Below are 26440 nucleotides of genomic sequence, written 5' to 3'. Positions count from 1 at the left end.
CCTCCCGAAGGAGGCCTCTTGATCACGCGGCTTGCGCCGGCGCTACCGGATCAGCAGCTGTAGTACAGCTCGTATTCCAGTGGGTGTACGAAGGTACGGACCTTGATCTCTTCTTCGCTTTTCAGGGCGATGTAAGCGTCGATGAAGTCGTCGCTGAAAACGCCGCCTTTGGTCAGGAACGCACGACCTTTGTCCAGCTCTTCCAGGGCTTCCTTCAGGCTGCCGCAAACTTGTGGGATCTCTTTGGCCTCTTCAGGCGGCAGGTCGTACAGGTTTTTGTCAGCAGCGTCGCCAGGGTGGATCTTGTTCTGGATACCGTCCAGGCCGGCCATCAGCAGAGCAGCGAAGGCCAGGTATGGGTTGGCAGCCGGGTCCGGGAAGCGGGCTTCGATACGGCGGGCTTTAGGGCTCGACACGTAAGGAATGCGGATCGAGGCGGAACGGTTGCGTGCCGAGTAGGCCAGCATCACCGGGGCTTCGAAGCCTGGAACCAGACGCTTGTAGGAGTTGGTGGCCGGGTTGGTGAAGCCGTTCAGGGCCTTACCGTGCTTGATGATGCCGCCGATGAAGTACAGGGCGGTGTCGGACAGGCCGGCATAGCCTTCGCCAGCGAAGGTGTTCTTGCCGTCTTTCCAGATCGACATGTGCACGTGCATGCCCGAGCCGTTGTCACCGTACAGTGGCTTAGGCATGAAGGTGGCAGTGCGACCGTAGGCGTCGGCCACGTTGTGCACCACGTATTTCAGGGTCTGGGTTTCGTCGGCCTTCTTCACCAGGGTGTTGAACTTGACGCCGATTTCGTTCTGGCCGGCAGTCGCCACTTCGTGGTGGTGAACTTCGACGGTCAGGCCCATTTCTTCCAGTGCGTTGCACATGGAGGTACGGATTTCGTGGTCGTGGTCGAACGGTGGAACCGGGAAGTAGCCGCCCTTGACGCCTGGACGGTGGCCCTTGTTGCCGCCTTCGATGTCCTGGTCGGACATCCAGGAACCTTGTTCGGAGTAGATCTTGAACATGGAGCCGGAGATGTCGGACTTGAATTTCACCTGGTCGAAGATGAAGAACTCTGGCTCTGGACCGGCGAATACGGTGTCGCCGATACCGGTGGCCTTCAGGTGCTCTTCAGCGCGCTTGGCGATGGCACGTGGGTCGCGGTCGTAACCTTGCATGCTCGAAGGTTCGATGATGTCGCAGACCAGGATCAGGGTCGGTTCTTCGGTGAACGGGTCCAGCACAGCGGTTTCGTCGTCCGGCATCAGGATCATGTCGGAGGCTTCGATGCCTTTCCAGCCAGCGATGGAGGAGCCGTCGAACATCTTGCCGGATTCGAAGAAGTCTTCATCCAGCGCATCACGGGCCGGCATGGTCACGTGATGTTGAGTGCCCTTGGTGTCAGTGAAGCGCAGATCAATCCATTTGACGTCATGATCTTTGATGAGTTGAACCGACTTCGACATAGTGTCCTCCGGGGTGGCTTCGGGCTTGGTGTTGGAGTGCCCTTAGAATGTGGGTGATGCCGGCGCGAATACTCTGCCATGGCAACCTGCCTCACAAGGGAGCAAATTGCATGCCAGTGCCCTGTGATGGGTTTTCTGCCCCAAAATCAGGCTTTGTGCGGCGGATTCGGCTAAATTTCGGCCTCTGGCGCACTGCAATGTAGCGCCTGGCTCGATAAATGACCTGTTTTGGTGCACTGAAAACCTTCTGCACATTAATTGGTTAAACCTTGAGCAATTTCCGCTATAATCCGCGCCCCCCTTTTTCGGCTGGCCCAGCGCGCACAGTTTTCATGAAACTAATCGTTAAAGTTTTCCCGGAAATCACCATCAAGAGCCGCCCGGTACGGATGCGTTTCATCCGTCAGTTGGCCAAGAACATCCGTGCCGTGCTCCGCGATCTGGACCCGGCTGTGGTGGTCGGTGGTGTGTGGGACAACCTTGAGCTGGAAACCACCCTCAGCGAGCCCAAGGCCCTGAAGGAGCTGGCCGACCGCCTCTGCTGCATGCCCGGTATCGCGCACTTCCTGCAGGTCGACGAATACCCGCTGGGCGACTTCGACGACATCGTCGCCAAGTGCAAGCAGCACTTCGGCGAGGCCTTGCCCGGGAAGATTTTCTCCGTGCGCTGCAAGCGTGCCGGCAAGCATGAATTCAGCTCCATGGACGTGGAAAAGTACGTCGGCAGCCAACTGCGTCGGCAGTGCGGCGCCGCCGGAATCTCCCTGAAAGAGCCGGAAATCGAAGTGCGGATGGAAATTCGCGACCAACGGTTGTTCGTGATCCACAGCCAGCACAACGGCATCGGCGGCTACCCGCTGGGCGCCCTGGAACAGACCCTGGTGCTGATGTCCGGCGGTTTCGATTCCACAGTGGCGGCCTACCAGATCATGCGCCGCGGCCTGATGGGGCACTTCTGCTTCTTCAACCTGGGTGGGCGTGCCCACGAACTGGGCGTGATGGAAGTCGCGCACTACCTATGGAAGAAGTACGGCAGCTCCCAGCGCGTGCTGTTCGTCAGCGTGCCGTTCGAGGAAGTGCTCGGGGAAATTCTCGGCAAAGTCGACAACAGTCATATGGGCGTCATTTTGAAGCGTATGATGTTGCGTGCCGCCTCGAGCATCGCCGATCGCCTGCACATCGATGCACTGGTGACCGGCGAGGCGATTTCCCAGGTGTCCAGCCAGACCCTGCCGAACCTGTCAGTGATCGACTGCGTGACCGAGAAGCTGGTGCTGCGTCCGCTGATCGCCAGCCACAAGCAAGACATCATCGACCTGGCCGAACAGATCGGCACCGCCGACTTCGCCAAGCACATGCCGGAGTACTGCGGGGTCATCTCGGTGAACCCCAAGACCCATGCCAAGCGCCATCGCGTCGAGCATGAAGAGAAAGAATTCGATATGGCGGTGCTCGAGCGTGCGATCGAGCGGGCCAAACTGGTGCCGATCGATCGGGTGATCGACGAGTTGGGCCAGGATTTGCAGATTGAAGAAGTCAGCGAGGCGCTGGCCGGTCAGATCGTCATCGACATCCGTCACCCGGATGCCCAGGAAGACGACCCGCTGGAGCTTGCTGGCATCGAAGTACAAGCGCTGCCGTTCTATGCATTGAATGCCCGCTTCAAGGAACTGGACCCTACGCGCCAGTACCTGCTGTATTGCGACAAAGGCGTCATGAGTCGCCTGCATGCTCACCATCTGCTCAGTGAGGGACATGCCAATGTGCGCGTTTATAGACCGAGCTAAGTGCCCGGGGATGTTCGCCTGTGGCTTGCGTCACCGGCCCCCCGACGCCGCCGTCCAGCTGTAACGGCCAGGCCTGACTCTATTGTTAATCGCTGCCAGCATTTGTCAGCACACCGAATCCTCTGATCGAGATACACAAGTGATCGAAAATCTACGCAACATCGCCATCATTGCCCACGTTGACCATGGTAAGACCACCCTGGTAGACAAACTCCTGCGTCAATCCGGCACCCTGGAGCGCAACGAGCTCAACGACGAGCGCGTGATGGACTCCAACGACCAGGAAAAAGAGCGCGGCATTACCATTCTGGCGAAAAACACCGCCATCAACTGGAACGGCTACCACATCAACATCGTGGACACCCCGGGCCACGCCGACTTCGGCGGCGAAGTTGAGCGCGTCATGTCCATGGTCGACTCCGTGCTGCTGCTGGTCGACGCTCAAGACGGCCCTATGCCGCAAACCCGTTTCGTGACCAAGAAGGCGTTCGAAGCCGGCCTGCGTCCAATCGTGGTGATCAACAAGGTTGACCGTCCGGGCGCGCGTCCTGACTGGGTTCTGGACCAGATCTTCGACCTGTTCGACAACCTGGGCGCCACCGAAGAACAGCTGGACTTCAAAGTCGTCTACGCCTCGGCCCTGAACGGTATTGCCGGTCTGGACCACAGCGAAATGGCTGAAGACATGACCCCGCTGTACCAGTCGATCGTCGACAACGTGCCAGCGCCAAGCGTTGACCGTGACGGTCCGTTCCAGATGCAGATCTCCGCTCTGGACTACAACAGCTTCCTGGGCGTGATCGGCGTTGGCCGTATCGCTCGCGGTCGCGTCAAGCCGAACACCCCGGTTGTGGCCATCGACGTCGACGGCAAGCGCCGCAACGGTCGTATCCTCAAGCTGATGGGTCACCACGGCCTGCACCGCGTGGACGTTGAAGAAGCGGCTGCCGGCGACATCGTCTGCATCAGCGGTTTCGACGAGCTGTTCATCTCCGACACCCTGTGCGACCCGACCGCTGTTGAAGCGATGAAGCCGCTGACCGTCGACGAGCCGACCGTTTCCATGACCTTCCAGGTCAACGACTCGCCATTCTGCGGTAAGGAAGGCAAGTTCGTGACGTCCCGTAACATCAAGGAACGTCTGGACAAAGAGCTGCTGTACAACGTTGCCCTGCGCGTTGAAGAAGGCGACTCGGCCGACAAGTTCAAGGTCTCCGGCCGTGGTGAGCTGCACCTGTCGGTACTGATCGAAACCATGCGTCGCGAAGGCTTCGAGATGGGCGTTGGCCGTCCTGAAGTGATCATCCGTGAAGTGGATGGCGTGAAGCAGGAACCGTTCGAAAACGTCACCATCGACATCCCTGAAGAATCCCAGGGCAAGGTCATGGAAGAGATGGGTCTGCGTAAGGGCGACCTGAGCAACATGGTTCCGGATGGCAAGGGCCGTGTACGCCTGGAATACAACATTCCAGCCCGTGGTCTGATCGGTTTCCGTAACCAGTTCCTGACCCTGACCAACGGTGCAGGCATCCTGACCTCGATCTTCGACCGTTACGCTCCGATGAAGTCCGGCAGCATGTCCGGCCGTCAGAACGGCGTACTGGTATCGGTAGAAACCGGCAAGGCCCTGACCTACTCCCTGGAAACCCTGCAGGCGCGCGGTAAGCTGTTCGTCGAGCACGGCCAGGAAATCTACAACGGTCAGATCGTCGGCCTGAACAGCCGCGACAACGACCTGGGCGTGAACCCTACCAAGGGCAAGAAGCTCGACAACATGCGTGCTTCGGGCAAAGACGAAACCATCGCCCTGGTTCCACCTGTTCGCTTCACCCTGGAACAGGCTCTGGAATTCATCCAGGACGATGAGCTGTGCGAAGTGACTCCTAAGTCCATTCGTCTGCGCAAGAAGATCCTGGACGAAGGCGAGCGTACCCGCGCTGCCAAGAAAGCCAAGAACTGAGTCTTTAGTTCCGGCTGAATGAAAACGCCCCCGGTCGCGAGACCGGGGGCGTTTTTTTGCGCCTGGAGAAAACCTGTTCATGTAGCCGCTGCCAAGCAGCGCGAGGCTGCGACCGGCTGCACAGCAGCCGCAAGACGGCCATCGCAGCCGTTCAGGCATTACGCGCCACCTGGATTTACGGCCGCTGCGCAGCCGGTCGCAGCCTCGCAAGCTCGGCAGCGGCTACAGCAGCGGTAGTAGCGGTAGTAGCGGTAGTAGCGGTGAGGCGCGGTGGCTCAGAAGCGTTCCAGGGTCCGACTGCTGGTGTTGGTCGGACGCTCCAGGGGTTTGGGCTTGTAGGCGCAGTAGCCCGGACGCGGGCCGATCTTCGGATGGTTGCGGCAGGTGTCCGGGCGCTTGTCATAAATGGTGCACAGGCGGCTTTTACGATCCAGATACAGGCAATCGTTGTTGCTCATGCGCTGCAGCGTGAAGATTTCCGATTTCTGGTTGTAGCGCTCGACGATGCCTTCTTTCTGCAGGCGCTTGGCGATGTTCTTCGCCGGCTCGCCGCGCTCGAATTCATCGACGATGCCGATGCGGATCAGGTCCTTGATCTTCACTTCCACCGGCAGGGTGCAGCAGCTGGACATGCAGGAACCGCACATGGGCGCGGAGTATTTGGCCCAGGTATCGAGACGATCGATTTCCGCGGCGGCGATCAGGTTGGACTTCATCAAGGTGGTTTTTCCGGCATGTTCCAGGGCGCGCGATCATACCGGGACTGGTGGATTTTTGAACGACTTTGGGTCGGATTTTTCTTAATGGTCGTCGGATTTATGCCTGGCGGCACGGCATCTGCATCTTTTTTCCCGCAGGCGCCGAAGACTCCCCCCTTGAGCCGAGCCATTTGCAGCAGCGCCGAACCAGAGCCTTCGCCTCGTGTCAGACCGACTAGGCTCAGACCATTCCATGCTCACTGTGTATCTCGTCAGAGGTCGTATCGATGACTCAGGAACCCCTAGCTCGTGACGCTGAGGTGGCCGCTTTTCGCGAAGCCGTCTTGACCAAACTCACCTACGCGGTCGGCAAAGATCCGGACCACGCCTTCGACCACGACTGGTTCGAGGCCATTGCCCTGGCCGCGCGGGACCACATGGTCGACCACTGGATGGATCACACGCGGCAGATGTACCGCAAGGGCCAGAAGCGGGTGTACTACCTGTCCCTGGAGTTCCTGATCGGCCGGCTGCTGTTCGACAGCCTGAGCAATCTCGGCCTGCTGGACGTGGCCCGCGAGGCTCTGACCGATCTGGGGGTGGACCTGGAGCGCATCCGCCTGCTGGAGCCCGATGCGGCCCTGGGCAATGGTGGCCTGGGGCGCCTGGCGGCGTGCTTCATGGAAAGCATGTCGACCCTGGGCCTGGCCGGTCACGGCTACGGCATTCGTTACGAGCACGGCCTGTTCCGCCAGGCGATCGTCGACGGCTGGCAGCAGGAGCAGACCGAGCACTGGCTGGATTTCGGCAACCCCTGGGAGTTCGAGCGCCCCGAGGTGATCTACTCCATCGGCTTTGGCGGCAGCGTCGACAGCGTGACCGACGAGACGGGCAACACGCGCCAGGTCTGGTGGCCGGCGGAGACGGTGCGTGCGGTGGCCTACGACACCCCGGTGGTGGGTTGGCGCGGGGCCAGCGTCAACACCCTGCGCCTGTGGCGGGCCCGGGCCATGGAAGACCTGCACCTGGAGCGTTTCAACGCCGGCGACCACTTGGGCGCGGTGGCGGAAGTGGCCCGGGCCGAAAGCATCTCCCGGGTGCTGTACCCGGCTGACAGCACCGAGGCCGGCCAGGAACTGCGCCTGCGCCAGGAGTACTTCTTTGTCTCGGCGTCGCTGCAGGACCTGCTGCGGCGTCACAAGAACATGCACGACTCGGTGCTCAGCCTTGGCGAGCACGCGGCGATCCAGCTCAATGACACCCACCCGTCGATCGCCGTGGCCGAGCTGATGCGCCAATTGGTGGACCTGCACGGCATCGCCTGGGACGCGGCGTGGCAGATCACCGTGGACACCCTGGCCTACACCAACCACACCCTGCTGCCCGAGGCCCTGGAAACCTGGCCGGTGGGGCTGATGGAGCGCATGCTGCCGCGGCACATGCAGATCATCTACCTGATCAACGCCCAGCACATCGATGCCTTGCGGGCCAAGGGCCTGCACGATTTCGATGTGCTGCGGGCGGTGTCGCTGATCGAGGAGGACAACGGCCGCCGGGTGCGCATGGGCAACCTGGCGTTCCTCGGCTCCCACAGCGTCAATGGCGTGTCCGGCCTGCACACCCAGCTGATGCGCAGCACGGTGTTTTCCGAGCTGCACAAGCTCTACCCCGAGCGGATCAACAACAAGACCAACGGCATCACCTTTCGCCGCTGGCTGTACCAGGCCAACCCGCCCCTCACCGACATGCTGGTGGACGCCCTGGGCCCCGGGCTGCTGGACAACCCCGAGCAGTTGCTGCTGGGGCTGGAGCCCTTTGCCGAGAAGCCGGCGTTTCGCAAGCAGTTCGCCGAGCAGCGCCTGCACAGCAAGCGCGCCCTGGCCGCGCTCATCCACGAGCGCCTGGGGATCGCGATCAACCCGGCGGCGCTGTTCGATGTGCAGGTCAAGCGCATCCACGAGTACAAGCGCCAGTTGCTCAACCTGCTGCACACCGTGGCGCTGTATCAGGCGATCCGCGCCGAGCCGGAAACCGACTGGGTGCCTCGGGTGAAGATCTTCGCCGGCAAGGCGGCGGCCAGCTATCACCAGGCCAAACTGATCATCAAGCTGACCAACGACATCGCCCGCACGGTGAACAGCGATCCGACCGTGCGCGGTTTGCTCAAGGTGGTGTTCCTGCCCAACTACAACGTCAGCCTGGCGGAAAGCATCATTCCCGCCGCCGACCTGTCGGAGCAGATTTCCACCGCCGGCTTCGAGGCTTCGGGCACCAGCAACATGAAATTCGGCCTCAACGGCGCCCTGACCATCGGCACCCTGGACGGCGCCAACGTCGAGATGTGCGAGCAGGTCGGTGCCGAGCACATGTTCATCTTCGGCCTCAGTGCCCAGCAGGTTGAGGCGCGCAAGCGCAATGGCGAATTCAGCGCGGTGCCGGACATCGCCGCCTCGCATCGGCTCAACGATGTACTGCAGGCGATTCGCGGCGGGGTGTTCTCCCCGGACGATCCGTCGCGCTACACCGGGCTGATCGATTCGCTGATCGACTATGACCGGTTCCTGGTCTGCGCCGATTTCGACGCCTACTGGGACGCCCAGGCCCGGGTCGAAGCGTGCTGGCACAACTCCGCGCAATGGTGGCGTTCGGCGGTGCTCAACACTGCGCGCATGGGCTGGTTCTCTTCGGACCGGACTATCCGCGAATACGCCACGGAGATCTGGAAGGCCCTGGACTGAGGGGGCCGGGAAAATGTTCGAACTGTGCACAAGGCCCAACGTTTGTTGGGCCGGATCGATATACTGAGCGGCGATTTTATCTCCCGGATGGTGTCTTTTGGGCCGCGCTCGGCTTCCAATCGGGGAGATATCTGCGTCGGCAGGCCGGCTCCCGCACTGGGTGGTTGGGCCCGCTTGCCTGCCAAGTCTCGACACCGCCGTACCCGTCCGTCAGTGGACCGCTTAGGGATATCGACACATGCAATGGATGTTCATGCTGCTGGGTGCCTTGCTGGGCTGGATCGTCGACCAGTCCATCAGCGATGCCCTGATTGGCGCGCTACTGGGCCTGGTGCTTGGCCTGGCCATTCGTTTCGGTGCCCTGCAGCGACAGGTGCTCGACCAGCACCGTGAGCTGGAGCAGGCGAAAAGCACCCTCGCCACCCTGGGTCAGCGCCTGGCCCAGCTGGAACCCCCCGGCGGTGCTGCCCAGGCGCTTGCCGAACCCCAGCACAGCACCCCGCCTGCCGAGGCAAGCAGCGGCTTGAGCGCCGCGCCCGAGCTGCAGGACCTGCCTGAATTCATCCTTGACGAAGTCCGGCCCGTGGAACCGGCACCGGCGGCGGCCGAGCTGGTCTGGGAGTTGCCCGCTGCGCCGCGTGCCGGCGCGGCGCTCGACGCCAGCCAGCCGCTGCCGGAGTCGGTCTGGCAGCCCCAGGCGCCGGCCGCTGAGCCTGCCGTGGCGCAGCCGCGGGAGCCGAACCTGATCGAGCGCGCCATCAGCGGGGCGCGCAACTGGCTGTTCGGCGGCAACACCGTGCTGCGGGTCGGCGTGGTGCTGTTGTTCCTCGGCCTGGCCTTCCTGCTGCGCTACGCCACCGAAGGCATGGTGGTGCCTATCGAACTGCGTTACGCCGGCGTCGCGGCCAGCTCCCTGGGCCTGCTGGGGCTGGGCTGGTGGCTGCGGCGGCGCAACAGCAACTACGCCCTGATGCTGCAGGGCACGGGCATCGCCGTGCTTTACCTGACGGTGTTCGCCGCCATGCGCCTGCACCCGTTGCTCGACCCTTCCGCGGCCCTGGGCCTGCTGGTGGCGGTCACGCTGTTCTCGGCGATTCTGGCCATCACCCAGGATGCCCTGGGGCTGGCGGCCGCTGCGGCCCTCGGCGGTTTCGCCGCGCCGATCCTGACCTCCACCGGTGCCGGCAGCCATGTGGCGCTGTTCAGCTACTTCGCGCTGCTCAATGCCGGCATCCTGGCCATCGCCTGGTTCAAGGCCTGGCGCCTGCTTAACCTGATCGGTTTTGTCGGCACCTTCGGCATCGGCTTTGCCTGGGGCCTGCGTTCCTACACTCCGGAGCTGCTGTGGAGCACCGAACCCTTCCTGATCCTGTTCTTTGTCATGTACCTGGCCATCGGCCTGCTGTTCACCCGGCGCAAGCTGCTGGAGACGCGCGATGCGCCAGCGGACGACAGCCGCCAGGCGTTGCTGCACTGGTCGGCGCGCAAGGGCGATTACGTCGACGGTAGCCTGCTGTTCGGCCCGCCGCTGGTGGGCTTCGGCCTGCAACTGGCGCTGGTCCAGCACCTGGAGTTCGCCGCCTCCTTCAGTGCCCTGGCCCTGGGTCTGATCTACATGGTCCTGGCACGGCTGCTGATGGGCGGCCGCGCTCTGTTGCTGGGTGAAACCTGCCTGGCGCTGGGGGTGATTTTCGCCACCCTGGCCATTCCCCTGGGCCTGGATGCGCGCTGGACGTCCGCGGCCTGGGCGGTGGAGGGCGCGGGGGTCTTCTGGCTCGGCCTGCGTCAGCAGCGTCCCCTGGCCCGGATCTTCGCCTTGCTGCTGCAGCTGGGCTCGGCCCTGGCCTTCCTCAGTGAGCTGCGCCCCGGCGATTCCAGCCTGCTGGACGGTGCGCCGTTGGGCGCGCTATTGCTCGGTGCTGCGCTGCTGTTCAGCTTCGACCAGTTGCGCCGGGCCGATAAGGCCTGCTCGGCGAGCTGGGAGCAGGGCATTGCGCCGGTCCTGGCAGTGGCCGGGCTGGGCTTCCTGTACCTGCTGGCGCCGCTGTTCTTGTTCACCCAGGGCACGGCCATCAGTTGGGCCCTGGCTGGGCTGGCGACCTTGTTTGTCGGCCTGCGCCTGCAATCGCGGACCTTCCTGTTCACGGCCTTTGCCGTGCAACTGTTGGGCGGTGGGCTGTTTTTGATGCGCCTGCAAGGCGCGGGCGGCGATGCCGGCGCGGTGTTGAGCGCCGGCTGGAGCGGCCTGATGAGCGCCTCGCTGATTGGCCTGACCCTGATCGGTGGCATGCTTCTGGCCGCGCGCAACGACATGGTGCGCCATGACCCGCGCCTGCTGCGGGGCTTGTCGGTGGTGCTGCTGGCCGGGTTGATGATGATCAACCTGGCGGTGCTGTTCGTGCTGCCCTGGCGCACCGCCAGCGGCGTCTGGGCCGCCAGTGGCCTGTTGATCATCTGGCTCAGCCTGTATCTGCAGCAGCGGGCCAGTTTTGCCTTTGGCCTGCTGTTGCAGGTGATTGGCGGCAGCACGTTCCTGCTGGCCGGCGCAGACGGGCTCTTGGGGGGCGTGGTCGAGGGCGTGCGTCCGTTGGCCAATGGCGATTTCTGGACGCCGATGGTCCTGGCCCTGGCGGCGCTGCTGGGAGCCTGGCGCTTGCAGCGGGGCAATCACGGCTCGGCCTTCGACGCCTTGAGCCTGGGGCATCTGTCCGATCTGCTGCTGGCCTGGGGCGCTTGCTGGTGGGCATTTACCTGGTTCAAGGAAGTGCTGCGTTTCGCCCCGGCGCATTGGCAGGCGAGCCTGTTGCTGCTGATCACGGCCCTCAGCGTGCTGCTCTGTGCACTGTTGGCCCGGCGCCTGCAATGGAAGTCCCTGGGGCTGGTGTGCAGCCTGCTGATACCGGCGGGGGCCCTGGTGCTGCTGGCGTCCTGGACGTCGCGCTATCACCCGGCGGCGGATCTGGGCTGGCTGGCCTGGAGCCTGTTGTTCGTCGTGCACTTCTTCAGTTTGCGGCGCCTGGAGGCCTGGCTGCCGGCGCGAGTCTTGAGCACGGCCCATGTGCTGGGCTGCTGGTTGCTGATCGGCGTGCTGGCGCTGGAGCTGCGCTATGGCTTGCTGCTGTTGTCCGAGCAGTACAACGCCTGGCGCTGGCTGGGCTGGGCGATCCTGCCGAGCCTGTACCTGGTGGCGATGGCCGCGCCGCGCCCCTGGCCGTGGCCGGTCAGTGCGCATTCCCGTGAATATCGCCTGTATGCCGCGCTGCCCCTGGCGCTGCTGATGCTGGGCTGGTTCTGGCTGGCCAATACCTTCAGCGATGGCCGCGCCGAACCGCTGCCGTACCTGCCGCTGCTCAACCCCCTGGAACTGGGGCTGCTGTTTGCCCTGTTCGGCGTCTATGTCTGGTCGCGCAGCGCGGTGCAGGAACTGGCGATCCGCGCCGATTACGCCGAGCGTGGCACGCAGTTGCTGGCGGGAATTTCCCTGTTCGCCTTCTTCACCGTGCTGGTGATGCGTGCGGCCCATCATTGGAGCGGCGTGCCGTTCCAGCCGGATGCCTTGCTTGAGTCGATGATGGTCCAGGCCGGGCTGTCCATCGTCTGGACCCTGATTGCCCTGGGCCTGATGATCGGCGGGCATCTGCGCCATCGGCGCGAAGTCTGGCTGATCGGCGCGGTGCTGATCGCGGTGGTGGTGGCCAAGCTGTTCCTGGTGGAGTTGAGCAACCGTGGTGGGCTGGCGCGGATCGTCTCGTTCATCGGGGTGGGGGGACTGCTGTTGGTGGTGGGCTATTTCGCGCCGTTGCCGCCCAAGCGCGCCGAGGCCGAATCCGCGCCCGGAAAACCGTTGGATGAAGGAGTGTCATCGTGAGTTCGAAGCTGAGCCTGGGCTGGTGGGGCGCTGTGAGCCTGTGTGTGGCGCTGTCCGCCGTGGCCCAGGACAAGCCGGGGGACTTCAAGTCCCAGGCCCCCTTGACCCTGAGTGGCGAGGGGCCCTGGTATCGCCTGGAGCTGCCGCTGGAGGTGCAGCTGCATGCCAGCCAGACCGATCTGCGGGATGTCCGCGTGTTCAATGCCGCCGGCGAGCCCCAGGCCTATGCCCTGGCCCGCCAACAGGCACAGACCCGCGAGCAGCAGAGCCTCACCGAGGTGAAGTGGTTCCCGCTGTACAGCTCGGCGCAAGCCGGCGACAGCACCCCCAGCGTGCGGGTGCAATCCAGCGCCAACGGCACTCTGGTGGAGGTGCAGCCGGCCACGCAGTTGGAAGCGGGCGAGGAAGTACTGCGCGGCTGGCTGCTCGATGCCAGTGGCATCAAGGCCCCGCTGCAGCAACTGCTGCTGGACTGGACCAGCGAGCGCGACGGTTTCCAGCGTTTCAGCATCGAGGCCAGCGACGACCTGCAGCACTGGCAATCCTGGGGGGACGGCCAGGTGGCGCGCCTGTCATTTGCCGACGAGCGGATCGAGCAGCATGAAGTGGCCTTGCCCGGGCAGTCGGCGCGCTACCTGCGCCTGCTGTGGAACACCCCGCAATCGGCGCCGGTGCTGACCTCGGCGCAACTGCAGAGCAGCAGCACTACCAGCCTGCCGTCGCCGCTGGTGTGGTCCCAGCCCCTGCGCGGCACCGCCGCCAAGGCCGGCGAATACACCTGGCAACTGCCCATGGGGCTGAATGTCGAGCGGGTGCGCATCGACCTCAAGGAGGCCAACACGCTGGCACCGGCGACCCTGTATGGCCGCCGTGACAGCAGCCTGCCCTGGCAGACCCTGAACAACGGCCTGCTGTACCGCCTGACCCAGAATGGCCAGGACGTGCAGCAGAACGAACTGCAACTGCCGGGGCAGACCGTGCAACAGTTGAAACTGACGGTGGACGAGCGTGGCGGCGGCCTGGGGGCCGAGGCGCCGACCCTGGCGTTTGCCGTGCGCGGCACGCAACTGGTGTTCCTGGCCCGGGGCGCCGGGCCTTACACGCTGGCGCTGGGCAATCCGAGCGCGGTGGCGGCCAACCTGCCGCTGACCACGCTGATTCCCGATTACAGCCCGCAGCGCCTCAAGGAACTGGGCCAGGCCAAGGTCGAGGGCGCGGCGCCGTTGACGCCAGTCGCGGCCACGGCACCCGCCGGCGCCGCGGCCGTGGGGCCGGACTGGAAGAAGATCGGCCTGTGGGCCGTGCTGCTGCTGGGGGTGCTGGCCCTGGCCGGGATGGCGGTGAGCCTGCTGCGCAAACCGGCGGCCAAATCCTGATCACTGTGGCGGGGGCAAGTGCCCTCGCGACAAATCCGTCTACGCTGAAAACCGCTGCCTGAACTCTATCTGGCAGTTCCCTGTCTGAGAGGAGGAAATGCGCCCCGACTCGCGTTAAACTGCGCGGGTTTTCAACCTCCCCCATTCCTCCGGAGCCGTCCATGTCCCGCGTTACCCTGAGTCGCTATTTGATTGAGCAGACCCGCAGCAACAACACTCCTGCCGATCTGCGCTTCCTGATCGAAGTGGTGGCGCGTGCTTGCAAGGAGATCAGCCACGCCGTGTCCAAAGGCGCCCTGGGTGGTGTTCTGGGCAGCATGGGCACGGAAAACGTGCAGGGCGAAGTGCAGAAGAAGCTCGATGTGATCTCCAACGAGATTCTCCTGGAAGCCAACGAATGGGGCGGTCACCTGGCCGGCATGGCGTCCGAGGAAATGGACAATGCCTACCAGATTCCCGGCAAATACCCCAAAGGTGCCTACCTGCTGGTATTCGACCCGCTGGACGGTTCGTCGAACATCGACATCAACGCCCCGGTCGGTACCATCTTCTCCGTGCTGCGCTGCCCGAACGAGTACCTGAGCCAGAACGAAGCCTTGAACGAAAAGGCCTTTCTGCAGCCGGGCACCCAGCAGGTCGCTGCCGGTTACGCCATCTACGGTCCACAGACCATGCTGATCCTGACCCTGGGCCACGGCGTCAAGGGCTTCACCCTGGATCGTGAGATGGGCAGCTTCGTGCTGACCCACGAAGACATCAAGATTCCGGAATCCACCCAGGAATTCGCCATCAACATGTCCAACGAGCGTCACTGGGAAGCCCCGGTCAAGCGCTACGTGGACGAGCTGCTGGCCGGCGATACCGGTCCGCTGAAAAAGAACTACAACATGCGCTGGGTCGCGGCGATGGTTGCCGACGTGCACCGTATCCTGACCCGTGGCGGCCTGTTCATGTACCCACGCGACAGCCGCGAGCCGGAGAAGCCGGGCAAACTGCGCCTGATGTACGAAGCCAATCCGATGTCCTTCCTCATCGAGCAGGCCGGCGGTTCTTCCACCGACGGTCACCAGCGCATCCTCGACATTCAGCCTGAAGGCCTGCACCAGCGTGTTGCGGTATTCCTCGGCTCGAAAGAAGAAGTGGCTCGCGTGACGGGCTACCACAAGGAGTAAGACATGGCCGCGCCCTGGCAGCCTCTGCTTGATTGGTGGTTCGGCTCAGCCGAAAAGCCGGCGGAGATTGTCGCTGCCAAGGGCCGGCTGTGGTTCGGCAAGCGCGACAGCCAGGACCTCGAAGCGCGCCAGCGCTTTGCGGGTCTGGTGGAGCAGGCACTGGCCGGCGGATTGACCGAGTGGACGCAAAGTCCCCAAGGTTGGCTGGCCCTGGTGCTGCTGCTCGATCAGTTACCGCGGATGATCCACCGCGACACCCCCAAGGCATTCTCTGGCGACGCCCGTGCCCAGGCACTGGTGGCGCAAGGCATCGCCGCGGATTTTGACCGGCGCCTGCCGGCCATGCAGCGCTGCTTCATCTACCTGGTGTTCGAGCATTGCGAGCACCTGGCGGTGCAGAACGAAGGGGTTTCGCGCTTTGCTGCTCTGCATGACGAACAGCCCGAGGATGATCGTCCGGTATTCGCCGATCACCTGGACTACGCCGAGCGGCACCAGAAGGTCATTGCCCGCTTCGGGCGCTTCCCCCATCGCAACGCCATCCTCGGCCGTGAATCCACTGCCGAGGAACTGGCCTTCCTGCGCGAGCCTGGTTCGCGTTTTTAAGCGCGCGTTCGCCGGCAAGCCGGCTCCTACGCAAGAGTGGTAGGAGCCGGCTGCCGGCGAAGCTGCTCCTCAGATACGGAAGCTGCCCACCAGATGCTGCAGGCGCTTGGCCTGTTGTTCCAGGTCGGCGCAGGCACGCAGGGTGGCTTGCAGGTTTTCCACCCCTTCCTGATTCAGGGTGTTGATCTCGGTGATGTCGACGTTGATCGACTCCACCACCGCGGTCTGTTCCTCGGTGGCGGTGGCCACCGACTGGTTCATGCCATCGATCTCGCCGATGCGTTGGGTCACGCTGCCCAGGCGTTCGCCGGCCTGGTTGGCGATGCCGACGCTGCTTTCGCTCTCGCGCTGGCTTTCGGTCATGGTGCCCACCGCTTCGCGGGCGCCCACTTGCAGCTCCTCGATCATTTTCTGCACTTGCTGCGCCGAATCCTGGGTACGGTGGGCGAGGTTGCGCACTTCGTCCGCCACCACCGCGAAGCCGCGCCCGGCCTCACCGGCGCGGGCCGCTTCAATGGCGGCGTTGAGGGCCAGCAGATTGGTCTGCTGAGAGATGCTGGTGATCACCTCAAGGATCTGCCCGATGTTCACCGTATTGCTGTTGAGCGTCTCGATGTTGTCGCAGGAGCTGCTGATCTTCGCCGACAGCTGATGCATGGCGGCGATGGTCTGATCCACCACTTGCTGGCCGTCTTGCGCCAGGCTGCGGGCCTCGCTGGAGTGCTGCGAGGCGAGGGCGGCGTTCTGGGCGATTTCCTGGGCGGCGGCGCCCAGCTGGTTGATGGCCGCGGCCACGCTGCTGGTGCGCGAAGCCTGTTGGTCGGAGTTGAACATCGACGAGTTGGAGGCGGCGACTACGCGCAGGGCCACTTCGTTGACCTGGCCGGTGGCCGAGGACACTTCGCGGATCGAGCTGTGGATGCGTTCGACGAAACGGTTGAACGACAGCCCCAGGGTGCCGAATTCGTCGTGGCCATGGATCACCAGGCGCTTGGTCAGGTCGCCTTCGCCTTCGGCGATGTCGTGCATGGCCCGACCCATCACGTGCAGCGGCTGCATCAGCATGCGGATCAACATGCCCAGCAGACTGATGATGATCACCACCGCAATCAGCATGGCGATGATCGCCGAGGTGCGAAATTCACTGAGCACGGCGAAGGCGGTGTCCTTGTCCAGGACCAGGGCCACGTACCAGTCGGCCGAAGGCACACCGTTGACATGGGTGAAGGAGATCAACTGGGTCTTGCCATTGAGCTGCACTTCTTTCAGCCCGGGGCTGATGCTCGGGGCGCCCGCGGGGTAGGCCTCGGCGAGACTCTTGAGCACCAGCTTGCTGTCGGGGTGGATCAGGATCTTGCCATCGGCGCTGACGATGAAGGCCTGGCCATGACCGCCGAAGTTCAGCGAGTTGATGATGGCGCTGATGCTCGACAGATCGATGTCGGCGCCGGCAACGCCGATCATCTGGTTCTGATGCTGCACCGGGGTGGCCACGGTGATCACCAGCTTGCCGGACGAAGCGGCGATGTAGGGTTCGGTGACGATGGTCCGTTGCGCGCCGGTGGCCGCCTTGTACCAGCCGCGGGCGCGGGGGTCGTAGTCGGCGGCGCGATTGCCGGCCGGCACCGAAAACATCACGCCGTCCTGGCCGCCGAAGTAGCTGAGCTGGAAGTTGCCGGTGTAGGCGGGCAGGCCGACGCTGCGTTTCAGGCTCTCGGCGCCGCTGCCGTCCACGGCAATCTGCTGGGCCAGAGACTGCAGGAGCTGGATGCGGCTTTCCAGCCAGGTCTGGATATTGCTGGTGGTCAGGCTGCCCAGTTCCTGCATGGTTGACTCGGTGCTATTGCGCAGGGCTTCGCGCTGTCGGTAGTCGTTGAACAGAATAAAACAGGCGAACGCGACGGCCACCACCAGGGCGGCGGCGAGCAGGATCTTGTGGCTGAACTTCATGTTTCTGGTCATTAAGTGAACTACCGCGATGGGCTGGTCAACGAGGGGGCGTCAATTTGCCACAGTGGAAGGTTTTGCGCTGCAGTTATGTCGACTGGCCATCAAGGAAGATGAGGAGCGGGCGGGGAAAACCGACGAACTGCAGGGCCGGGTGAAAAGGTGCTTGATTTGCCGGGAAAATGCCTCGCTCGCCGGGCAACAAATACCCGGTCGCGCGGGGAACCAGAAGGGGGTTTTCTCTTCTAAGCTTCTGGTTGGCTGACAGGCCTTCCCCCCTTCGTCCAGGAGTTCACCATGTCCCTGCGTTCTCTCGCTCTGTTGTCCTTCTGCGTGCTGCTGGCCGCGTGCAGCAAGGTCAATCAGGAAAACTATTCCAAACTCTCGGCGGGCATGCCCAAGGCCGAGGTCGAACAACTCCTGGGTAAGCCGACCGACTGTTCGGGCGCGCTGGGTATGTCCAGTTGCACCTGGGGCGACAAGAACAGCTTTATCAGCGTGCAGTATGCCGGTGACAAGGTGCTGATGTTTTCCGGGCAAGGCCTGAAGTAAGAACCGGGGCCTCGGGCCCACGGGAGAAAAATAATGATGCGTTTTGTTTTCACTCTTCTGGTCGGCCTGCTCTTGGCCGGCTGCGCCACGTCCCGGGACGATTCGCTGGCGCCCAAGACTGTCAACCATGTCGATCTCAAGCGTTACCAGGGGACCTGGTACGAGCTGGCGCGGTTGCCGATGTATTTCCAGCGTAACTGCGCGCAATCCGAGGCGCGTTACACCCTGTTGCCGGAGGGCAACGTGGCGGTGCTCAATCGCTGCCTGACCCCGGAGTGGAAGTGGGAAGAGGCCCGGGGTACCGCCACGCCTCAGGTGCCGGGCAAGACCGACAAGCTGTGGGTCGAGTTCGATAACTGGTTCTCGCGGCTGCTGCCGGGAGCGACCAAGGGCGACTACTGGGTGCTGTATGTCAGCGATGACTACAAGACCGCGATTGTCGGCAACCCCAACCGGCGCTACCTGTGGTTGCTGTCGCGCACGCCCGAGGTCAACGAGACGGTGCGCGAAGAGTTGCTGAGTAGGGCGCGTCAGCAGGGTTATGACACCACGCGATTGATCTGGCGGGTGTCGGACTCGGCCATGGCCAAGACCTCGAAGTAGACCTGTAGGAGCCGGCTTGCCGGCGAGGGCGCTTTCATGGACGCTTTCGCCGGCAAGCCGGCTCCTGTGCCTATGGGTCAGTTGAGCAGGTCGCGCAGGACCTGGGTGAAGGCCCGGCTGCTGTCTTCTTCGGCGCCATGGTGTCCGTCGCGCACAACCCACTGGCCACCCACCATCACATCCCGTACCTGACGGTCGCCACCGGCAAACAGCCAGCGGTTGAGAATGCCATCGCCCTCGGCCGTGGCCAGGTAGGGGTCGTTGCCATCCAGCACCAGCCAGTCGGCACGCTTGCCCACGGCCAGGGCACCCATGTCTTGCCCCAGGGCCTGGGCGCCGCCGTCCAGCGCGGCGTCGTACAAGGTCCGCCCCACCATGGGCTGGTCGGCGCGGTACAGGCGGTTGCGCCGTTGATCCCGCAGGCGCTGGCCGTATTCCAGCCAGCGCAGCTCTTCCACCACGCTCAGCGAAACATGGCTGTCGGAGCCGATGCCCAGGCGCCCGCCCTGGGCGAGGAAATCCACGGCCGGGAAGATGCCGTCCCCCAGGTTGGCTTCGGTGGTCAGGCACAGGCCGGCAATGGCCCGGCTCTTGGCCATGAGGCTGACTTCTTCCGGGTTGGCGTGAGTGGCGTGAACCAGGCACCAGCGCTGGTCCACCGCGACGTTTTCGTACAGCCATTGCAGGGGACGGCGTCCGCTCCAGGCCAGGCAGTCGTCAACTTCCTTCTGTTGCTCGGCGATGTGGATATGCACCGGACACTGGCGGTCGCTGGCGGCCAGCACTTCGCTGATCTGCTGGGGCGTGACTGCGCGCAACGAGTGGAAGCACAGGCCCAGTTGCTGGTTGGCCTGTTGCGCCAGTACGGGTTGCAGGCGCTGTTGCAGCTGGAGGTAGTTTTCCGTGCTGTTGATGAAGCGGCGCTGGCCGTCATTCGGCGCCTGGCCACCAAAGCCCGAGTGGCTGTAGAGCACGGGTAGCAGGGTCAGGCCGATGCCGCTGGCGGCGGCCGCCTGGCTGATGCGTCGGGACAACTCGGCAGGGTCGGCGTAGGGCCGGCCATCGCTGTCGTGGTGCACGTAATGGAATTCGGCCACCGAGGTGTAGCCGGCCTTGAGCATTTCGATGTACAGCTGGCGGGCGATGATCTCCAGCTGTTCGGGGCTGATCTTGCCCACCAGGCGGTACATCAGGTCGCGCCAGGTCCAGAAGCTGTCGTTGGGGTTGCCGGCCACTTCCGCCAGCCCGGCCATGGCCCGCTGGAACGCGTGGGAGTGCAGGTTGGGCATGCCGGGCAGCAGCGGGCCCTTGAGCCGTTGTGCACCTTCGGCGCTGGCGTTGGCCTGGATCTGTGTCAACAGGCCATCGGGGCTGACTTCAAGACGTACATGGTTGGCCCATCCATCAGGCAGCAGCGCGCGTTCGGCGAAGAAGGCGGACATGGTTCAAGCACCCCATCGTGTGTTATTTGTATATACATATACAGACGTTTGCCTGCCCGGTAAACTCCGGCAAGCTAGTCACCTTTTTTCCTCAACAAGGATTTCCTGTGCCGACTCCGCCTGCCAAATCGCCGCTGGCTGCCCATCTGGGCGATAGTCCGGCGCCCTTGTATGCCCGCGTCAAACAGATGATCACCCAGCAGATCGAGAGCGGAAACTGGCCACCGCATTACCGGGTTCCCTCGGAAAGCGAGCTGGTCAACCAGCTGGGTTTCAGCCGCATGACCATCAACCGCGCGCTGCGTGAGATGACCGCCGAAGGCATGCTGGTGCGCATGCAGGGCGTGGGCACTTTCGTCGCCGAGCCCAAGAGCCAGTCGGCCCTGTTCGAAGTGCACAACATTGCCGACGAGATTGCTTCCCGCGGTCATCGCCACACCTGCCAGGTCATCACCCTGGGTGAAGAGGCCGCCGGTTCCGAGCGTGCCCTGGCCCTGGACATGCGTGAAGGGCAGAAGGTCTTCCACTCGCTGATCGTGCATTTCGAGAACGACATCCCGGTGCAGATCGAGGATCGCTTCGTCAACGCCCTGGTGGCGCCGGAGTACCTCAAGCAGGACTTCACCCTGCAAACCCCTTACGCCTATCTGTCCCAGGTGGCGCCGCTGACCGAGGGCGAGCATGTGGTCGAGGCGATCCTCGCCGAGCCCGAGGAGTGCCGGCTGCTGCAGATCGAGCGCGGCGAGCCGTGCCTGCTGATTCGCCGTCGCACCTGGTCCGGACGTCAGCCGGTGACCGCTGCCCGCTTGATCCACCCCGGCTCCCGTCATCGTCTGGAAGGACGCTTTCACAAATGATCCAGTCCACTCTGTTACGCGCCGCCGACTACCCGCGCATGCCCTGGAAAAACGGCGGCGGCAGCACCGAAGAAATCACCCGTGACGCCGGCACCGGCCTGGAAGGCTTTGGCTGGCGCCTGTCGATTGCCGACATTGGCGAGTCCGGCGGCTTCTCCAGCTTTGCCGGTTATCAGCGGATCATCACCGTGCTGCAAGGCGCGGGCATGCAACTGACGGTGGATGGTCAGGCCGTGCGGCCGTTGCTGCCGCTGGACCCCTTCGCCTTCAGTGGCGCCAGCCAGGTGAGCTGCGCACTGCTGGACGGGGCGATCCGCGACTTCAACCTGATTTACTGCCCTGAGCGTTATGCCGCTCGTTTGCAGTGGTTCGATGGTCAGCAGCGCTTCTTTACCCAGGCCCACACCGTGCTGGTGTTCAGTGCCGCCGAGCAAGCCTGGGTGGACACGGGCAGCAGCCCGTTGCAGGCCCTGGGTCGTTACGATTGCCTGCGCCTGGATGGCAATGCCGGAGTACTGGAGATCGCCACCGACGGACGCTGCTGCGTCATCGAGCTCACCGCCCGCTGATGTCCATGGGCCGTCGCAGTCCGGGATACGGACCGCGACGGCTGCAGGTTTCCCCTCCTTATAGCTTCCCTTCGATGACCCGCGGATGCTGGTCCGCGGCACTGGTGTGTGCGGCGCATCTTTCCCGGCCGGGGCGATGTCTCCCGCGCACCCATTTGTTACCGAACGCCCCAGGACAGCGCAAAACCGTTGTTTGGTAACAGCCTGGCGGCTGAGCAAAATCCTCTTCTCGAAAAATCTCGCTTGTTTGAAAGCCTTGTTCCACAAGGCCCGCGGTTTTATCCACGGGCTTTTCAGGGATGTCTCATGCAAGTTGGCCGCTTGATTGCATATGCTTGTATGTACAAGTAAATATGTGTGCGTAAGAGTCGATGGAATCCTCTTCGCACCTTGGACTCATCGCCGAGGAGTTTTTCCGTGACTGACAGCAAACCCACCAAATTCCGCAACGTCGAAATCCGTGCCGCACGTGGCAACAAGCTGACCGCCAAGAGCTGGCTGACCGAAGCGCCGCTGCGCATGCTGATGAACAACCTCGATCCGGAAGTTGCCGAGAACCCCAAGGAACTGGTGGTCTACGGTGGCATTGGTCGCGCCGCGCGCAACTGGGAGTGCTACGACAAGATCGTGGACGCCCTGACCCAGCTGAATGACGACGAAACCCTGCTGGTGCAGTCCGGCAAGCCGGTGGGTGTGTTCAAGACCCACAGCAACGCGCCACGGGTGCTGATCGCCAACTCCAACCTGGTGCCGCACTGGGCCAGTTGGGAGCACTTCAACGAGCTGGACGCCAAGGGCCTGGCCATGTACGGCCAGATGACCGCCGGTAGCTGGATCTACATCGGTAGCCAGGGCATCGTCCAGGGCACTTATGAAACCTTCGTCGAAGCCGGTCGTCAGCATTACGACTCCAACCTCAAGGGCCGCTGGGTCCTGACCGCCGGCCTGGGTGGCATGGGCGGCGCGCAACCGCTGGCCGCAACCCTGGCCGGGGCCTGCTCGCTGAACATCGAGTGCCAGCAGACCAGCATCGACTTCCGCCTCAAGACCCGCTACGTCGACGAACAGGCCACCGATCTGGACGACGCCCTGGCGCGGATCAAGAAATACACCGCCGAAGGCCGCGCGATCTCCATCGCCCTGTGTGGCAACGCTGCCGAAATCCTGCCGGAACTGGTGCGTCGCGGCGTGCGTCCGGACATGGTCACCGACCAGACCAGCGCCCACGACCCGCTCAACGGCTACCTGCCCAAGGGCTGGACCTGGGAGCAGTACCGCGACCGCGCCAAGACCGAGCCGGCTGCCGTGATCAAGGCCGCCAAGCAGTCGATGGCCGAACACGTCAAAGCCATGCTGGCGTTCCAGAAGATGGGCGTCCCGACCTTCGACTACGGCAACAACATCCGCCAGATGGCCCAGGAAGAGGGCGTCGAGAATGCCTTCGACTTCCCGGGTTTCGTGCCGGCCTACATCCGTCCGCTGTTCTGCCGTGGCGTTGGTCCATTCCGCTGGGCGGCGCTGTCCGGCGACCCGCAGGACATCTACAAGACCGACGCCAAGGTCAAGGAACTGATCCCTGACGATGCCCACCTGCACAACTGGCTGGACATGGCCCGCGAGCGCATCAGCTTCCAGGGCCTGCCGGCGCGGATCTGCTGGGTCGGCCTGGGCCAGCGCGCCAAGCTCGGCCTGGCGTTCAACGAGATGGTCCGCAGCGGCGAGCTGTCGGCGCCGATCGTCATCGGTCGCGACCACCTCGACTCCGGCTCCGTGGCCAGCCCGAACCGTGAAACCGAATCCATGCAGGACGGCTCCGACGCCGTGTCCGACTGGCCGCTGCTCAACGCCCTGTTGAACACCGCCAGCGGTGCGACCTGGGTTTCCCTGCACCACGGTGGCGGTGTCGGCATGGGCTTCTCCCAGCATTCGGGGATGGTCATCGTCTGCGACGGCACCGATGAAGCGGCCGAGCGGATTGCCCGGGTGCTGCACAACGATCCGGCCACCGGGGTCATGCGCCATGCCGACGCCGGTTACCAGATCGCCATCGACTGCGCCAAGGAACAGGGCCTGAACCTGCCGATGATCACCGGCAAGTAACCGGAGCGTCGGTTCACCCACTCTCCCTGTAGGAGCCAGCTTGCTGGCGAAGCAAGCACCGCGCGGCATCAGATGCACCGCCTCGCGAGCAAGCTCGCTTCTACAGTGGATATCGTCAGTAGTGCCCATAGAGGTTTGACGTCCATGGCTTTAGCGAATGATCGTGCCAACAACAAACCGTTGATCGAAAGGCGTTCGATCGACTACATCCCGGAAGCGGAAAGACACGGTCGTCTACTGAGCCAGTTCACCCTGTGGCTGGGTGCCAACCTGCAGATCACGGCGATCGTCACCGGGGCTCTGGCGGTGGTGCTGGGCGGCGATGTGTTCTGGTCATTGATCGGTCTGTTGATCGGGCAACTGCTGGGTGGCGCAGTGATGGCGCTGCATGCGGCGCAAGGGCCGAGGCTCGGCCTGCCGCAGATGATTTCCAGCCGGGTGCAGTTCGGCGTCTATGGCGCCGCCATCCCGATGGTGCTGGTGTGCCTGATGTACCTGGGGTTCACCGCCACCGGCACGGTGCTGTCCGGCCAGGCGCTGGGCCAGATGTTCGGTGTCAGCGACAGTCTCGGCATCCTGATCTTCGCCAGCGTCATTGTGCTGGTCACCGTGCTCGGTTATCGGGTGATCCACTACATCGGCCGGGTCGCCAGCGTGATCGGCGTGGTCGCCTTCTTCTATCTGTTCAGTCGGCTGCTGGAGCAGACCGATGTCAGCGCCTTGCTGGCGATTCGGCACTTCAGCTGGAGCAGCTTCCTCCTGGCGGTGTCGTTGGCCGCGTCCTGGCAGATCGCGTTCGGACCCTACGTGGCCGACTATTCGCGCTACCTGCCGAGCAAGACGTCGCCGTTGAAGACGTTCTTCGCCGCTGGCGCAGGCTCGGTGATCGGTGCCCAGGTGGCGATGGTGCTCGGCGTGTTCGCCGCGGCCCTGTCCCAGGGCCAGTTCGCCGGTCGTGAAGTGGCCTACATCGTCGGCCTGGGCGGTAGCGGCGCCATTGCCGCGATGCTCTATTTCAGCATCGCCTTCGGCAAGGTGACCATCTCGACGCTGAACTCCTACGGCAGCTTCATGTGCATCGCCACCATCATCAGCGGCTTTCGCGGCGAGCTGAAAGTGACGCGCTTGCAGCGGCTGATCGCGGTGTTGCTGATTGTCGGCACCGCGACCCTGATCGCACTGCTGGGCCAGCACTCGTTCCTCGGCGCCTTCAAGTCTTTCATCCTGTTCCTGCTGGCGTTCTTCACGCCCTGGAGCGCGATCAACCTGGTGGATTTCTACTGCATCACCAAGGAGCGCTATGACATCCCGGCACTGTCCAACCCGGACGGTCGCTACGGTCGCTGGAATGTCATGGGCATCACTATTTATGTGTTCGGCGTGCTGATCCAGATGCCGTTCATTTCCACCCACTTCTATACCGGCCCCCTGGTGGCGAGTCTGGGCGATACCGATATCTCCTGGATCATCGGCCTGCTGGTGCCGGCGGCGTTGTACTACGTGTGCGCGAAGAAGTGGCATGGCGCGGTGCCCGAGCACCTGATCCTGCCGCAAGAGCAGGGTGCGCCGATCGAACAAGAACTGAGTGGGACCGGCCGCGCTGCAGCGGTGTGAGTCTTGACGGGACGTGGACAGGGCTGGATGCCTCTTAACTGCCGTAAGCCAACTTATGATTAGGAGCGTCACACAATGAAAATGCATAAGACCCTGCTGACCACGTTGCTGTCCATGGGCTTGCTGGCCGCTTCCGGCGCCCAGGCGGCCGGCTGGTGCGAGTCGGGCAAACCGGTGAAGTTCGCCGGCCTGAACTGGGAAAGCGGCATGTTGCTGACCGACGTCCTGCAGTTCGTCCTGGAGAAGGGCTACGACTGCAAGACCGACAGCCTGCCGGGCAACTCCATCACCATGGAAAACGCCCTGGGCAGCAATGACATCCAGGTCTTCGCCGAAGAGTGGGTGGGCCGCAGCGAGGTGTGGAACAAGGCCGAGAAGGCCGGCAAGGTGGTGGGCGTCGGCGCGCCGGTGGTGGGAGCCGTCGAAGGCTGGTACGTGCCGCGCTATGTGATCGAGGGCGACGCCAAGCGCAAGCTCGAAGCCAAGGCGCCAAACCTGAAAAACATCGCCGACCTGGGCCAATACGCCAGCCTGTTCAAGGACCCGGAAGAACCGGGCAAGGGCCGCTTCTACAACTGCCCGGCGGGCTGGACCTGCGAGCTGGACAACAGCGAGATGCTCAAGAGCTACGGCCTGGAAAGCCACTACACCAACTTCCGTCCGGGCACCGGCCCGGCCCTGGATGCGGCGGTGCTGTCGAGCTACAAGCGTGGCGAGCCGATCCTCTTCTACTACTGGTCGCCGACGCCGCTGATGGGCCAGGTGGATCTGGTCAAGCTGGAGGAGAAACCCGGCGTCGACAAGAGCGTGAGCATCAAGGTCGGCCTGTCCAGGACCTTCCACGATGAGGCCCCGGAACTGGTGGCGGTGCTGGAAAAGGCCAACCTGCCCATCGACCTGCTCAATCAGAATCTGGCGCGGATGACCCGCGAACGCATCGAGTCGCCGAAACTGGCGAAACTCTTTCTCAAGGAACATCCTGAAGTCTGGCACCCATGGGTCAGCGAAGACGCGGCCAGGAAAATCGACGCGGCCTTGTAGGTCGAGCCTTTCCGGCGGTTCGCAAGCACCGCCGGAAGCCGGACCACAACCTC

18 protein-coding genes and 1 pseudogene are annotated in these 26440 nt (G+C 63.5%); 14 read left to right on the top strand and 5 right to left on the bottom strand.

What is annotated here, in order from left to right; translation table 11 throughout:
* Positions 1-50 precede the first annotated feature (50 nt).
* On the bottom strand, positions 51-1457 hold the full coding sequence (gene glnA / locus ACMGG8_RS01790) for a glutamate--ammonia ligase (RefSeq protein ID WP_016965623.1): 1407 nt from the start codon (positions 1455-1457) through the stop codon (positions 51-53).
* 332 nt (positions 1458-1789) lie between these two features.
* Here glnA and thiI point away from each other — a divergent pair, with 332 nt between their 5' ends.
* Entirely contained in the window at positions 1790-3244 is a 1455-nt protein-coding gene (gene thiI / locus ACMGG8_RS01785; protein ID WP_060837114.1) for a tRNA uracil 4-sulfurtransferase ThiI, read from the top strand.
* Positions 3245-3383: 139 nt separating this feature from the next.
* On the top strand, positions 3384-5204 hold the full coding sequence (gene typA, locus ACMGG8_RS01780; RefSeq protein WP_060837115.1) for a translational GTPase TypA: 1821 nt from the start codon (positions 3384-3386) through the stop codon (positions 5202-5204).
* A 275-nt stretch (positions 5205-5479) separates the two neighbouring features.
* Here the strand turns inward: typA and ACMGG8_RS01775 are convergent, their stop codons facing one another.
* Positions 5480-5923 carry a YkgJ family cysteine cluster protein gene (locus ACMGG8_RS01775; protein WP_173655882.1) on the bottom strand — a complete coding sequence of 148 codons (444 nt, stop codon included), beginning with the start codon at positions 5921-5923 and terminating at the stop codon, positions 5480-5482.
* Between the two features lie 266 nt (positions 5924-6189).
* Between ACMGG8_RS01775 and ACMGG8_RS01770 the strand changes: the two genes are divergently transcribed.
* The 5 genes from ACMGG8_RS01770 (at position 6190) to ACMGG8_RS01750 (ending at position 15662) form a co-directional block, all read left to right on the top strand.
* A complete protein-coding gene (locus ACMGG8_RS01770) occupies positions 6190-8640 on the top strand; it encodes a glycogen/starch/alpha-glucan phosphorylase (protein WP_414159066.1) in 2451 nt (816 codons plus the stop codon).
* A 238-nt stretch (positions 8641-8878) separates the two neighbouring features.
* Positions 8879-12508 carry a DUF2339 domain-containing protein gene (locus ACMGG8_RS01765; RefSeq protein ID WP_414159065.1) on the top strand — a complete coding sequence of 1210 codons (3630 nt, stop codon included), beginning with the start codon at positions 8879-8881 and terminating at the stop codon, positions 12506-12508.
* Complete coding sequence (locus ACMGG8_RS01760; RefSeq protein WP_060837118.1) at positions 12505-13884, top strand: DUF3999 domain-containing protein; 1380 nt, start codon at positions 12505-12507, stop codon at positions 13882-13884. Before ACMGG8_RS01765 ends, ACMGG8_RS01760 begins: the two co-directional genes overlap by 4 nt.
* Positions 13885-14045: 161 nt before the next feature.
* Positions 14046-15056 carry a class 1 fructose-bisphosphatase gene (locus ACMGG8_RS01755; protein WP_060837119.1) on the top strand — a complete coding sequence of 337 codons (1011 nt, stop codon included), beginning with the start codon at positions 14046-14048 and terminating at the stop codon, positions 15054-15056.
* A gap of 3 nt (positions 15057-15059) precedes the next feature.
* Positions 15060-15662 carry a DUF924 family protein gene (locus ACMGG8_RS01750; protein WP_414159064.1) on the top strand — a complete coding sequence of 201 codons (603 nt, stop codon included), beginning with the start codon at positions 15060-15062 and terminating at the stop codon, positions 15660-15662.
* A gap of 69 nt (positions 15663-15731) precedes the next feature.
* Here ACMGG8_RS01750 and ACMGG8_RS01745 read toward each other — a convergent pair whose 3' ends face one another.
* Together ACMGG8_RS01745 and ACMGG8_RS01740 are read right to left on the bottom strand one after the other, a co-directional pair.
* Entirely contained in the window at positions 15732-16496 is a 765-nt protein-coding gene (locus ACMGG8_RS01745) for a methyl-accepting chemotaxis protein (RefSeq protein WP_371826192.1), read from the bottom strand.
* A 93-nt stretch (positions 16497-16589) separates the two neighbouring features.
* A pseudogene (locus ACMGG8_RS01740) lies at positions 16590-17489 on the bottom strand (cache and HAMP domain-containing protein); the annotation flags it as partial.
* Between the two features lie 417 nt (positions 17490-17906).
* Between ACMGG8_RS01740 and ACMGG8_RS01735 the strand changes: the two are divergent.
* Together ACMGG8_RS01735 and ACMGG8_RS01730 are read left to right on the top strand one after the other, a co-directional pair.
* Positions 17907-18161: a hypothetical protein gene (locus ACMGG8_RS01735; protein WP_011058771.1), complete on the top strand. Its 255-nt coding sequence runs from the start codon at positions 17907-17909 to the stop codon at positions 18159-18161.
* 33 nt (positions 18162-18194) lie between these two features.
* Positions 18195-18764 carry a lipocalin family protein gene (locus ACMGG8_RS01730; RefSeq protein ID WP_060837123.1) on the top strand — a complete coding sequence of 190 codons (570 nt, stop codon included), beginning with the start codon at positions 18195-18197 and terminating at the stop codon, positions 18762-18764.
* Between the two features lie 77 nt (positions 18765-18841).
* On the opposite strand, the gene ACMGG8_RS01725 is transcribed toward ACMGG8_RS01730, so the two are convergent.
* Positions 18842-20206: a formimidoylglutamate deiminase gene (locus tag ACMGG8_RS01725; RefSeq protein WP_060837124.1), complete on the bottom strand. Its 1365-nt coding sequence runs from the start codon at positions 20204-20206 to the stop codon at positions 18842-18844.
* A 107-nt stretch (positions 20207-20313) separates the two neighbouring features.
* Between ACMGG8_RS01725 and hutC the strand changes: the two genes are divergently transcribed.
* The 5 genes from hutC (at position 20314) to ACMGG8_RS01700 (ending at position 26387) form a co-directional block, all read left to right on the top strand.
* Entirely contained in the window at positions 20314-21063 is a 750-nt protein-coding gene (gene hutC / locus ACMGG8_RS01720) for a histidine utilization repressor (protein ID WP_016968643.1), read from the top strand.
* Complete coding sequence (locus tag ACMGG8_RS01715) at positions 21060-21632, top strand: HutD family protein (protein WP_414159063.1); 573 nt, start codon at positions 21060-21062, stop codon at positions 21630-21632. Before hutC ends, ACMGG8_RS01715 begins: the two co-directional genes overlap by 4 nt.
* A 417-nt stretch (positions 21633-22049) precedes the next feature.
* Positions 22050-23732, top strand: coding sequence for a urocanate hydratase (gene hutU, locus ACMGG8_RS01710; RefSeq protein WP_047301154.1), 1683 nt, complete (start codon positions 22050-22052; stop codon positions 23730-23732).
* A gap of 144 nt (positions 23733-23876) precedes the next feature.
* Entirely contained in the window at positions 23877-25346 is a 1470-nt protein-coding gene (locus tag ACMGG8_RS01705) for a purine-cytosine permease family protein (protein ID WP_060837126.1), read from the top strand.
* Between the two features lie 75 nt (positions 25347-25421).
* Positions 25422-26387: an ABC transporter substrate-binding protein gene (locus ACMGG8_RS01700; protein ID WP_235759181.1), complete on the top strand. Its 966-nt coding sequence runs from the start codon at positions 25422-25424 to the stop codon at positions 26385-26387.
* The last annotated feature ends 53 nt before the right edge of the window (positions 26388-26440 follow it).

This window comes from Pseudomonas sp. BNK-45 (assembly GCF_047456255.1).
Lineage (GTDB): Bacteria > Pseudomonadota > Gammaproteobacteria > Pseudomonadales > Pseudomonadaceae > Aquipseudomonas.
Note: the sequence above shows the minus strand (reverse complement) of the source record. Positions and strands in the feature narration are given on the sequence as shown.

Bases quoted from the DNA above. Each gene is read 5' to 3' on its own strand.
- glnA (WP_016965623.1), bottom strand. From the start codon at position 1,457: ATGTCGAAGTCGGTTCAACTCATCAAAGATCATGACGTCAAATGGATT.
- thiI (WP_060837114.1), top strand. From the start codon at position 1,790: ATGAAACTAATCGTTAAAGTTTTCCCGGAAATCACCATCAAGAGCCGC.
- ACMGG8_RS01770 (WP_414159066.1), top strand. From the start codon at position 6,190: ATGACTCAGGAACCCCTAGCTCGTGACGCTGAGGTGGCCGCTTTTCGC.
- ACMGG8_RS01765 (WP_414159065.1), top strand. From the start codon at position 8,879: ATGCAATGGATGTTCATGCTGCTGGGTGCCTTGCTGGGCTGGATCGTC.
- ACMGG8_RS01755 (WP_060837119.1), top strand. From the start codon at position 14,046: ATGTCCCGCGTTACCCTGAGTCGCTATTTGATTGAGCAGACCCGCAGC.
- ACMGG8_RS01750 (WP_414159064.1), top strand. From the start codon at position 15,060: ATGGCCGCGCCCTGGCAGCCTCTGCTTGATTGGTGGTTCGGCTCAGCC.
- ACMGG8_RS01745 (WP_371826192.1), bottom strand. From the start codon at position 16,496: ATGTTCAACTCCGACCAACAGGCTTCGCGCACCAGCAGCGTGGCCGCG.
- ACMGG8_RS01735 (WP_011058771.1), top strand. From the start codon at position 17,907: ATGTCCCTGCGTTCTCTCGCTCTGTTGTCCTTCTGCGTGCTGCTGGCC.
- ACMGG8_RS01730 (WP_060837123.1), top strand. From the start codon at position 18,195: ATGATGCGTTTTGTTTTCACTCTTCTGGTCGGCCTGCTCTTGGCCGGC.
- ACMGG8_RS01725 (WP_060837124.1), bottom strand. From the start codon at position 20,206: ATGTCCGCCTTCTTCGCCGAACGCGCGCTGCTGCCTGATGGATGGGCC.
- ACMGG8_RS01715 (WP_414159063.1), top strand. From the start codon at position 21,060: ATGATCCAGTCCACTCTGTTACGCGCCGCCGACTACCCGCGCATGCCC.
- ACMGG8_RS01705 (WP_060837126.1), top strand. From the start codon at position 23,877: ATGGCTTTAGCGAATGATCGTGCCAACAACAAACCGTTGATCGAAAGG.
- ACMGG8_RS01700 (WP_235759181.1), top strand. From the start codon at position 25,422: ATGAAAATGCATAAGACCCTGCTGACCACGTTGCTGTCCATGGGCTTG.